The sequence below is a fragment of the Yersinia vastinensis genome, assembly GCF_902726565.1.
GTDB classification, from domain to species: domain Bacteria; phylum Pseudomonadota; class Gammaproteobacteria; order Enterobacterales; family Enterobacteriaceae; genus Yersinia; species Yersinia vastinensis.
This window is the reverse complement of sequence record NZ_CACVAF010000005.1, coordinates 184,962-196,867: the sequence shown is the minus strand read 5'-3', so window position 1 is coordinate 196,867 and position 11,906 is coordinate 184,962. Positions and strand designations below refer to the sequence as shown.

Below are 11,906 nucleotides of genomic sequence, written 5' to 3'. Positions count from 1 at the left end.
GATGATATGATGACGAGAAAAATAACCTGGTTTACCGCACTGGCTTTGGGATTGACGCCATTCACCCATGCCGAAACACCGGCAACGCCGTCACCTCAATCGGCGGCGTCTTCGCTTGCCGTAGAATCGACAGCGGAGCTAACACCTGCTGTGCCAACCATTGATGCCAATGTACCGGTACGGGATGTGGCGTACACTTTCGCCAAAATAGCTCCTCCACCGGGTACATTCTCACTGCGTGGCACCAACCCGGAGGGGGTGATTGAATTCGGTGTGCGCAGTGATGAAGTGGTCACTAACGCGACATTGAATCTGGAGTTTACGCCATCGCCATCGTTGATCCCGGTGGAGTCGCAGCTAAAAATTTTCCTCAATGACGAACTGATGGGTGTTACGGCAGTCACCAAAGAGCAACTGGGTAAGCCGACTCGCATTCAGTTGCCCATTGACTCGCGCTATATCACCGATTTCAACCGCTTGCGGCTGGTGTTTGTTGGTCATTACCAGAATATTTGTGAAAACCCGGCCAGTAGTACGTTATGGCTGGATATCAGCAAATCCAGCTCGCTGGATTTACGCTATCAATCACTGGCGGTTAAAAATGATTTATCCCATTTCCCTGAGCCGTTCTTTGATGCCAGAGATAACCGCCCACTGACATTGCCAGTGGTGTTTGCTGCTGTACCGGATGTGGCGCAACAGCGAGCCGCGTCCATTTTGGCATCGTGGTTTGGTGACAAAGCACAATGGCGTGGACAGAATTTCCCGGTGCTGTATAACCAGCTCCCCACCCAACATGCTGTGATCTTCGCGACCAACGCACAGCGGCCTGACTTCCTGCAAGATTATCCACCGGTCAAAGCGCCAACCGTGGAGATCATCAGCCATCCTGATAACCCCTATGTAAAACTACTGCTGGTCTTGGGGCGTGATGATAACGACCTGATCACGGCAGCGCAGGGGATTGCACAAGGCAACATTCTGTTCCGTGGTCAGAATGTAACGGTGGATAACGTTGAACAACTGGCACCTCGTGTGCCCTATGACGCACCTAACTGGGTACGAACTGATCGTCCAATGACCTTTGCGGAGCTGCAGCAATATCCAGACCAACTACAAACAACCGGCTTGTTACCGCCACCCATTTCATTATCGATGAACCTACCGCCGGATCTGTTCCTAATTCGCAGCGCCGGTATCGATATGCGCTTGAAATACCGCTATACCTCAACACGCCTGATGGATGGTTCCCGCTTAAGCATCAGTCTGAATAATCAGTTTGTGCAGGACTACCCACTGTCACCAAATATGCCGGAAGACAGTAAAATTCTGCGTCTACCCCTACTGCAAGGTTTACAAGATGCAGCGAAGCGGCTGACCATTCCGGCATTGAAACTGGGGGCCACTAACCAACTTCGTTTTGATTTTGATTACAGCACTTTACTGGCAAGCGGGGCCGAGGGGCGGTGTGAGACGTATTCTACAGCGGCAAACCACGCGGTGATTGATGGTAACTCCACTATTGATTTCTCCGGTTACCGCCACTTTATGGAAATGCCTGATCTGCGGGCGTTCGCTAATGCGGGCTTCCCGTTCAGTCGCATGGCTGACCTCTCTGAGACATTGGTATTGGTGCCACCAAAACCGGCAGCGTCACAACTGACCACACTTCTCAACGCGGTGGGGAATATTGGGGCACAGGTCGGTTATCCCGCGGTGGGAATAAATATCACCGACGATTGGTCACAGGCGAAAGACAAAGATGTTGATGTGCTGATTATCGGCACGATCCCGCCAGAGTTACGCGATGACCAGAAGATTAGCTTGCTGGTGGATCAAACGCAGAGCTGGGTCAAAATGCCCAATCGGCAAACGAGTTTGTCAGGCATGATGGCACCCGCGTCAGATTGGGTAGCAGACAGCAAGGCAACCGTCAGTTCTGAAGGGGCGATGTCGGCGATTATCGGCGTGCAGTCACCTAACTTCCCGCAACGCAGTATTGTGGCGCTATTGGCTGATAGCCCACGTGGCTATAACTTGCTGAATAATGCCCTGCTTGATACCGGTAAACGTGAGGCGGTTTTTGGCTCAGTCGCGGTGATCCGTGAGTCTGGCGTCAATAGCTTGCGTGTCGGGGATACCTATGATGTCGGTCATTTGCCGTGGTGGGAGCGCATTTGGCACACCTTGTCGACCCATCCGGTACTGCTGGCCGGTGTGGCGGTGTTGGTTGTGGTGGTGGCAGCCATGATGGCTTGGCGCTTATTACGCCTGATAAGCCGTCGGCGTTTATCGCCTGATGAGAGAGACTAATTCGGATGGTCGTGATGGTTAAACGACTGATATGCACTCTGCTGCTGCTTGCCAGTTTTGGCGCAGCGGCGGCGTGTGATTGGCCGCAATGGCAGCAATTCAAACAGCACTATATCAGTGATGGTGGGCGAGTTATTGACCCTAGTAGTCCAAGGCAAATTACTACCTCCGAGGGGCAAAGCTACGGGCTGTTTTTTGCACTTGTTGCTAATGACCGGGAGACATTCGACCGCTTATTAACCTGGACCGAGAACAATCTGGCGGCGGGTGATTTAACGGCTCGCCTGCCCGCATGGTTGTGGGGGCAACATCCACAACGTCATTGGGGGGTTCTGGATCCCAATTCGGCTTCTGATGCCGATTTATGGATTGCATACAGTTTGTTAGAAGCGGGGCGGCTATGGGATGTTCGCCACTACCAGACGATGGGGACTTTGCTGCTGCAACGTATCGCCAAAGAAGAAGTGGTCAAGATCCCAGGTCTTGGTGAGATGCTAATGCCGGGCAAAATTGGTTTTAGCGATGAAGGCCGCTGGCGGCTCAATCCAAGCTATTTACCCCCACAATTGCTGGCACGTTTTGCTTCTTTATCGGGGCCATGGAAAGCGATGGTGAAAGCCAATCAGCGGTTATGGCTGGAAAGTGCTCCTCATGGTTTCACCGCTGATTGGGTTGTCTGGCAAGAGGGCAAGGGTTGGCAACCGGATGATGTGCACCCGAACGTCGGGAGTTACGATGCTATTCGAACCTATTTATGGGCGGGTTTATTGTCTAATAACAGCCCGCAAAAAGCCGCGCTCATCCAGCGCTTTCAGCCGATGGCAGAGATTACCGAGCAGCGAGGCTTACCGCCAGAAAAAATGGATACCAGTACTGGCAAAGCCAATGGCGACGGGCCGGTAGGGTTTTCAGCGGCATTACTGCCATTTTTAGCGAGTAGCCCGGCACCGTTTAATAAACAAACATTGAGTCAGCAACAAAAACGAGTACAAGACTCGCCTCCGGGCGCAGATGCTTACTACAGTGCAGTGCTGACCCTGTTTGGTCAGGGATGGGCGCAGCAGCGTTATCGTTTTAATCGGCAGGGCGAGCTTCAGCCCTCATGGAACAGTCAATGCGCAACATTAAAATAAACTGGCTGCTAAGTTTGGCGCTGTTGCCTCAAACTTTTACCGGTGTTGCCCTTGCCGCCGAATCTGTTTCGCCGACCCAGTTCCTGTTGGAACAGGTACGGCTGGGCGAGGCGACCAATAAAGATGAGTTGGTCAAGCAGTCCCTGTATCGCTTGAACATGATGGATCCGAATAATCCTGATGTTATCGCGGCGGGAATGCGTCAGGCCTTGCGGCAAGGGAATCTGGCCGAAGCACAAAAACAGCTTGATAAACTGCAACAATTGGCACCCGACACTGACGTCTATCGGCGGGCGAAACTGATGTTGGCCCTGACTAAACCGGAAGTGCGCCAGCAGCTACAAGAAGCGCGTCTGCTGGCCACGGCAGGAAGGGTTGCCGAAGCCAAAGGGAAATATGACCAACTGCTGCAAGGCAATCCACCCACATTAGATCTTGCGGTAGAGTATTGGCGGCTGGTGGCGCGGTTACCGGGTCAGGAAGCACTGGCTACGCAGAAGCTGGCTTCTCTTGACCAGCAATATCCCGGCAATGTCGCTTTGCGGATGGCACTGGCGCGGATGTATTTTAGCCAGCAAAAGCCTGATCTAGGGTATGCGATGTTGACCAAAGTTGCCGCAGACCCCGTGGGAACGTCAGATGCCGCTGATGTGTGGATGGACACTATTAAAACGATGACGGTCAGCCCAAGCAGTGTTGCCGCATTGACCCACTTCCTTGATGTATTCTCAACAGGCCCTCAGGCCGATATTGCGCGTAAAGAGCTGGCTAATCAGCAGGCTATGTTGGTGGATCCCGCTTATCAGGCTCGGTTAAGTGGGCTGTCAAAAGTGGACAGTGGTGCGGGAATCGCCGCTGTCCCAGCACTGAAACAAGCACTGGCTGCGTCACCTAATGACCCGGAATTGTTGGGAGCACTAGGTTTGGCTTACGCCCGTGGTGGTGATCGGGCGCAAGCACTGCGTTTGTTTGAACAGGCACAGAAAGTCGACACAAATGGCCTGAAAAGTGATAAGTGGGCCAGCTTGATTAAAACCAACCGCTACTGGTTGCTCAATGATCAGGGTGATAAAGCGCTGAAAGCCGGTGATATCACATTAGCTCAACAGAAATACCAGCAGGCGAGGCAAATTGATGGCAGTGACAGCTATGCGTTAGTCGGTTTGGGGGATGTCGCTGTCGCTCGTCATGATGATAAAAGTGCCGAGCAGCACTATCAGCAAGCACTGCGACTGGACTCGACGAACAGCAGTGCTGTCCGTGGGCTAGCCAATATCTATCAACGTGAGTCCCCCCAAAAAGCACTGGATTATCTGAATAATTTGCCGCGCAACCAGCAGGCCAAAATGCGTGACACATTAGATAGCCTGCAATTGGATAGTCTGAAACAGCAGGCTGAAGCCTTGGCAGCGCAGCAACAGTGGCATCAGGCGGCAGAAAAATATCGCGAGGCGCAAAAGCGAGCGCCGGATGATGTCTGGATAACTTACCGGTTGGCGCAAGCACTGGCACAAGATGGCCACGTAACCCAAGCCGATGCGCAGTTCCACCAACTGGCAAGTCGTAAGCCGGGGGATCCGGAGCAGGTTTATGCCTATGCACTTTATCTTTCGAGCACGGGGCGTGATAGTCAGGCCTTGGGGCATTTAGATACTCTGCCAATGGCACAATGGAATGATAATATCCGTGAATTAGACCAACGCTTGAAATTAGATCAGGTGCTGACATTAGCTCGTCAGTTGCGAGCTAATGGCGATGAGGCTGGCGCAATAACGGCGTTACACCAGCAACCGGCAAATACCCAAATTGACCTTACACTGGCAGATTGGGCGCTGGAACGTGGCGACTACAGTGAGGCGCTGGCGGGCTATCAGCGTATTCGTACCCGTGAACCACAAAACCCCGATGCTCGTTTAGGTGAAATAGAAGCCTATATTGCTGAAGGTCGTCTCAGTGATGCACGCCAGCGTTTGCAGCGTGAATCCTTAACGGTGGAAGAGGCGACAATAAATACCCAACGCCGATTAGCTAATGCCTGGAGCGGTGTCGGGGAGCCACAAAAAGCGACGGATATCTTCCAGCGATTGAAGCCGGCCGCGGCTAAAGCGCCGTCACAGGATAATGCGCTGGTCTTCCGTGACTCAGCCCGCGTAGCACAATTGCAAGGGCAACCTGCGAATGCACAAGATGACTTCAAGCATGCCATGGTGGCCAGTGGTATCGCGCCGACTCTTCCCGCAGATAATGACAGCTATACCTTACTGACACGTAATCAGGCCACTGATGATTGGCTCAAGCGAGGCATTCGCGCGGATGCAGCCGACCTGTATCGCCAGCAGGATACCCGCGTCACACTCGACCATGATTATCTGCATTCCAGTGGCACCGAGGGGATTTCTGATCTCAGCGCGCATAACACGATGCTGCAAGTGGATACTTCTCTAGGGGATGGTCGGGCTTTCTTCCGAACCGATACCATACAGATGGATGCTGGCACATTTGATAAGAATACCCGATATAAAGCCGGTACATGCTACCAAACATTGATCCCTTGTCAGGCAACCATGCATCAACGCGCGACGGGTACCAGTGTTGCGGTGGGATGGCAGAATGACTACTGGGCTACAGATATCGGCACCACGCCTATGGGGTTTGAGGTCGTTGATGTAGTCGGAGGACTGGCGTACAGCAATAGCTGGAACCATATCGGTTGGACGGCAACCGCATCGCGGCGACCCATCTCCAGTTCGTTACTGGCTTTTGCCGGTACAGTCGACCCGAATACTAATGTGACTTGGGGGGGCGTGCGAGCCACTGGCGTTAGCTTAGGCACCAGTTATGACCGGGGTGAAGCCAACGGAGTCTGGAGTGATTTAAGTTATCATTATCTAACTGGCCAAAATGTGGCAGACAACCAGCGGTTGCGCTTTATGACCGGCTATTACTACAAACTGATCAATGAGGATAATCGCCGTTTCACTGTCGGCCTGAATGGCATGTGGTGGCATTATCAAAAAGATCTCAGCGGCTACACCCTCGGCCAAGGGGGGTATTACAGCCCACAGAAATATCTGTCACTGGCTATTCCGGTAAACTATCGGCAACGGACGGATAACTGGTCATGGGAGCTTGGTGGGTCTGTATCTGTATCACATTCCGCCACTAATGATCGCGCGCGTTATCCACTGCAAAATCTGCTGGTAAACAGCCTCCAGCCTATCCCAGATCGTTATGCGCCGGATGGCGGTGAAAGCAGCAATGGTGTGGGTTACACTTTGCGGGCGTTGATTGAGCGGCGTTTGAGTTCACACTGGACGTTAGGGGCTGGGGTAGATATTCAACAAGCAAAAGATTATACCCCAAGCCATGCACTGATCTACCTGCGCTACTCAATGGCAGGGTGGCAGGGTGATTTGGATATGCCGCCACAGCCATTAGTGCCCTACGCAGACTTCAAATAATCAGTCATAAGTGCCGATTTGCCTGAAAAAGCAACGTCAGAGGGAGAAATAACGCTCTGACGTTGCTTTCTCGGTAGGAAAAGACCGAAACCCACGGTATTCTTCCCCTCCGGTTTGTTATCACGGATAAAATCTGAAAGCGATCGAGTATACTCAGACAGAATCGACGAGTAGCCATCTATCTGTGGCAACCATTTTACTTTATTCAGTCGACATTGGCGGAGAACGAGTTTGCGGGTAAGGCGTTCATTAACGATTAAACAAATGGCGGCAGTGGCGGGTGTTGCACTGGTGACTATCTGTATTTTTATCGTCCTTCAGTTGTTCCACTTTGTGCAGCAGCGCAAAGATGACTACGCCAAACAGTTGGAGAGTATCGCTTATTCTGTCCGCCAACCGCTCTCAGAAGCTATCTTGAGCGTTGATATTCCGCAAGCCAAAAAAATCCTCAATAACTTATTGCCGATTGGCATCCTCAGTCGCGCAGAAGTGATATTGCCGAACCAAATTCAGGTATTGCATGCCAATTTCCCCACTGAAAGGCCGGTTCCTCATTGGGCGAAACGTATTTTTTCTCTGCCGGTAGAGATAACTGTGCCGCTATATGCGCTAGAGCGGGTATCGGCCAACCCGCAGCCACTGGCACATCTCGTGTTGCGGGTGGATTCATTCCGCATGTATCAGTTCATTCTCAGTGCGTTGTCAGCAATGCTTTCCACCTATTTACTGCTGGCATTGGTATTGTCGGTTTCTATCGCTTGGTGCATTAACCGTCTGATTATTCACCCTTTGCGGGCGATGGCGAAAGAGCTGGAAAAGATTGGTCAACAAGGCGTACTGAATCACCAACTCACCTTACCCGCCCATCATCAGGACGATGAACTGGGGGTGTTGGTGCATAATTATAATCGTAATCAGCAACTGCTTGCTGAGGCGTATACGGACATGAACCGTATTCATGGCAACGAGTTGTCCGCGTTAGACAAAACACAAAAACAGCTCACGCAGACACATGATATTTTGCAAGCCATTGAAAAAAATGATTTTGTCCTGTTTTTACAACCCCAATGGGATATGAGTGAACCACGGGTCATTGGTGCAGAAGCATTATTACGCTGGCGTCAGGCAGATGGTCGTTATCGTTTACCTTCCGAATTTGTTCCTGATGCAGAAGAAAGTGGTGCAATGACCCCGCTGGGCAGTTGGGTACTGGAAGAAGCTTGCCGTATTCTCGCCGATTGGAAAGCACGAGGTATTACCTTATCGTTGGCGGTCAATATCTCCGGCTTGCAGGTACAATGTGATCATATCCTTACGCATCTACGCACTGTCATTAACCACTATGACATTGATCCGCGCCAATTGGTGCTAGAGATTACCGAGACCGCCCGTATCCGTAACCTCGATAAGGCGCTGGCGTTACTGCATGAGCTACGTGGGCTAGGTTTATCTATCGCGCTGGATGACTTTGGTACTGGGCATTCAAGCCTGCAATATCTTAACCACCTGAAAAGTTTGCCGATCAACATTATCAAACTGGATAAAAGCTTTGTGAAGCACCTGCCAGAAGATGATGCGATGGCGCGCATCATTAACACTATCTCCGGGGTGTTGAATCTTCGAGTAATGGCTGAAGGGGTCGAGACCGAAGAACAACGGCAATGGTTGCTGCAGAATGGTATTCATTGTGGGCAGGGGTTTCTATTTTCGCAGCCGTTACCACGAGAGGTGTTCGAGACCCGCTACACCCTTCATCCTTGACGCTACAACGTTGCTAGCGGCACTCATATGCTCGGCCCCTCTCCTCAAGGCTCCGGCTTGCAGCCTTCAAATTGGCTCCCGGCAGATTTGTCACCCAAATCACTGGGCCTGAGTCAGTGCGTCAGTGATTAACGGGCCGATTAATTTGGTTCAATCACTGTAATTCGGCAGAATGTCAGAACTTTCGGCTAAATAGAAAAATTCAAAATAATACTCTTTCTTATATTAAATCCCCAAAACGTTAAATCAATAATATCCGCTCTGGCGTACTCTTCCACTATATTAACGAATATTTCTCTATCAAAAATAGAGCGAATAATGACTATTATATAGAATTAATTAAAACCAACAATAATACCGATAAGAAAATATTCGGCTGACATCTATTAATTTATTTCTTCTTACCTAAATATTATCAATCCGTCAAGACTATTTATCACCCAAGTCATTTCGCTGAAAATAGCGTCAATCCCTTGCTACACCTGCGATATAACATAAAAATTACAGGAATAGGCAGTAATAAAAACTATTTACTTTGAACCGTGTCACATAAATGGATATTTGTTTTATTAATTTCGAACTATCAGTCATTGATCGCGGAACTTAATATCAAAATAAATAGAATGCTGTTTCATAAGTGCGGTTGGTATTTATCATAATAATTAATATCTTTTATTAAAATAAGGTAACTGTAATGAAATTTAAATTACTATCTCTGGCAGTGGCATCACTTATCAGCACCAGCGCAATGGCTGTAACTATTGACTATCGTCATGAAACTCAAGACCAAAGTGGCAATAACCACAAAGACCGTTTATTAATGTCTCATCGCTTTGCTAATGGTTTTGGCTTATCTCTTGAAGGTAAGTGGAAAAGCGCCAGTGACAAAGACAAGCCTTTCCACGAAGGTGTCAGTAATGGGACCGAAGTGGTTGCTAGCTACGTGTACAAAATTGACAAAACATTCTCTATTGAACCTGGTTTCTCATTAGATTCAAGTTCCACTGCTAACAACTATCGTCCTTATCTGCGCGGCAAGGCAAATATGACTGACGATCTCTCTATTTCATTACGTTATCGTCCTTATTATAAGCGCACCAGTGCCAATATTAATACGAAAAAAGACACCTCTGAACATGGTTATAATCTGACAAGTGTTCTGAGCTATAAAATTAACAAAGATTTCCAATTAGACTATGAATTGGATTACAAACAAGCCAATAAAGCCGGTGTTGTGCTGTCAGATAACGAAAATTACGATTGGGCGCATGATTTTAAATTAACTTATAAGTGGGATAAAAACTGGTCTCCTTATATGGCGATCGGCAACGTTTCCGGCAGTAAAAATACTGATGAACGTCAAACCCGTTATCGTGTAGGGATCAAATACAGCTTCTAAATTTATTTGAAATAGCACAATTCTGACCTCTGGGGTCACACCTCGCTATAACGATTTTTGACAGGTAACGAAGTAATGAAAAAAAGAGCGTTATTTTTGAGTATGGCAGTGCTGGCTACGCTGTACATACCCGCCGGGCAGGCAGCGGATACTGACCGTCTCACTGTGGTAAAACAGTATGTCGATAATGTGTTGAATAAGGCATCAGATACCTACCACGGTGATAAACCCAGCCCGCTGCTGGCGGATGGTGTTGACCCCCGAACTGGACAACAATTGGAATGGATATTCCCCGATGGTCGTCGGGCTGTGTTGTCAAATTTCTCAGCTCAACAAAATCTGATGCGTGTCATGAGCGGTTTAAGCCAACTTAGCGGCGATGATCGTTATCAAAAACGTGCGGAGGATATTGTTCGCTACCACTTCCAGAACTATCAAGATCCAAGCGGTTTACTGTACTGGGGGGGGCACCGGTTTGTTGATCTGAAAACTCTTCAGCCAGAAGGGCCAAGCGAGAAAGAGATGGTGCATGAGCTGAAAAATGCCTATCCCTACTATGACCTGATGTTCAAGGCTGATAGCGATGCCACCGCCCGGTTTATTCGTGGTTTTTGGAATGCCCATGTTTATGACTGGCGTATCCTTGAGACCAGCCGCCACGGTGAGTATGGCAAGCCGATGGGGGAGCTGTGGGAAAGCAAATTTGAGCAGCAACCGCCTTTCTTTGCCACCAAGGGCCTGAGCTTCCTTAATGCGGGTAATGACCTGGTCTATTCAGCATCTTTGCTCTACAAACACCAGCAAGATCAAGGTGCATTGGTATGGGCTAAACGGTTGGCTGACCAGTATGTGCTGCCACGTGATGCGAAAACAGGCTTGGGTGTCTATCAGTTTACCCAAGCGCTAAAACGTGAAGAGCCAACAGATGATGCGGATACCCATTCCAAGTTTGGTGATCGCGCTCAACGTCAGTTTGGACCAGAGTTTGGTCCAGCTGCATTGGAAGGCAATATGATGCTGAAAGGGCGCACCAGTACCCTTTATTCAGAAAATGCCTTAATGCAATTGCAGTTAGGTAAAGATTTAGGCCCTCAGGGACAAGATTTACTCAAATGGACGGTGGATGGCCTGAAGGCGTTTGCCCAATATGCGTATAACGATCAGGACAATACTTTCCGCCCGATGATTGCTGATGGGCAGGATTTATCTCACTACACTCTCCCGCGTGATGGCTATTACGGCAAAAAGGGCGCAGTGCTCAAGCCGTATAAAGCAGGCAATGAATTCCTGATTTCCTATGCGCGTGCCTATGCCATCGATAACGATCCATTGTTGTGGAAAGTGGCTCGCGGTATTGCCAACGACCAAGGGCTAGGTGATATCGGTACGGCACCAGGCAAAGATGTGAAAGTTAAGTTAGATACCACCAACAGCGATCCTTATGCTCTGTTTGCATTACTGGATCTCTACAATGCCAGCCAGATAGCGGATTATCGGCTATTGGCTGAAAAAATCGGCGATAACATCATCAAAACACGTTATATCGATGGTTTCTTCATGGCTTCGCCAGACCGTCAATACGCTGATGTTGATGCCATAGAGCCTTACGCTTTGTTGGCGCTGGAAGCCTCACTGCGTGATAAACCACAGGCAGTTGCACCTTTCCTTAATGGCGCAGGCTTTACCGAGGGTGCTTACCGAATGGACGATGGTTCAGCCCGGATCTCAACCCGTGATAATGAACTGTTCTTACTCAATGTGGGTGAGAAGCTGCAACCGAACGGCCGTAAATAGTCCCGACAGCGGCCCGTGCTGGGGCCGCTGTTGGTAAAAAGTGCC

At 49.6% G+C, this 11,906-nt stretch carries 6 protein-coding genes; all 6 read left to right on the top strand.

What is annotated here, in order from left to right; all coding sequences use genetic code 11:
- The first annotated feature begins 9 nt into the window (after positions 1–9).
- The 6 genes from bcsB to HUZ92_RS09525 all read left to right on the top strand — a co-directional run bounded on the left by bcsB (position 10) and on the right by HUZ92_RS09525 (position 11,861).
- Positions 10–2,313, top strand: coding sequence for a cellulose biosynthesis cyclic di-GMP-binding regulatory protein BcsB (gene bcsB, locus HUZ92_RS09550; protein WP_050295684.1), 2,304 nt, complete (start codon positions 10–12; stop codon positions 2,311–2,313).
- 5 nt (positions 2,314–2,318) lie between these two features.
- A complete protein-coding gene (bcsZ, locus tag HUZ92_RS09545) occupies positions 2,319–3,446 on the top strand; it encodes a cellulose synthase complex periplasmic endoglucanase BcsZ (RefSeq protein WP_050140041.1) in 1,128 nt (375 codons plus the stop codon).
- Positions 3,428–6,907 carry a cellulose synthase complex outer membrane protein BcsC gene (gene bcsC, locus HUZ92_RS09540; protein ID WP_145579508.1) on the top strand — a complete coding sequence of 1,160 codons (3,480 nt, stop codon included), beginning with the start codon at positions 3,428–3,430 and terminating at the stop codon, positions 6,905–6,907. Before bcsZ ends, bcsC begins: the two co-directional genes overlap by 19 nt.
- 231 nt (positions 6,908–7,138) lie before the next feature.
- A complete protein-coding gene (locus HUZ92_RS09535; protein WP_128451435.1) occupies positions 7,139–8,668 on the top strand; it encodes an EAL domain-containing protein in 1,530 nt (509 codons plus the stop codon).
- A 694-nt stretch (positions 8,669–9,362) separates the two neighbouring features.
- The gene (locus HUZ92_RS09530; RefSeq protein WP_050099482.1) at positions 9,363–10,067 is read left to right on the top strand and encodes an oligogalacturonate-specific porin KdgM family protein; all 705 of its coding nucleotides are present in this window, start codon (positions 9,363–9,365) and stop codon (positions 10,065–10,067) included.
- Positions 10,068–10,142: 75 nt separating this feature from the next.
- Positions 10,143–11,861 (top strand): pectate lyase, encoded by a 1,719-nt coding sequence (locus HUZ92_RS09525; RefSeq protein ID WP_145579507.1) that lies wholly within the window; start codon positions 10,143–10,145, stop codon positions 11,859–11,861.
- Positions 11,862–11,906: the final 45 nt, after the last annotated feature.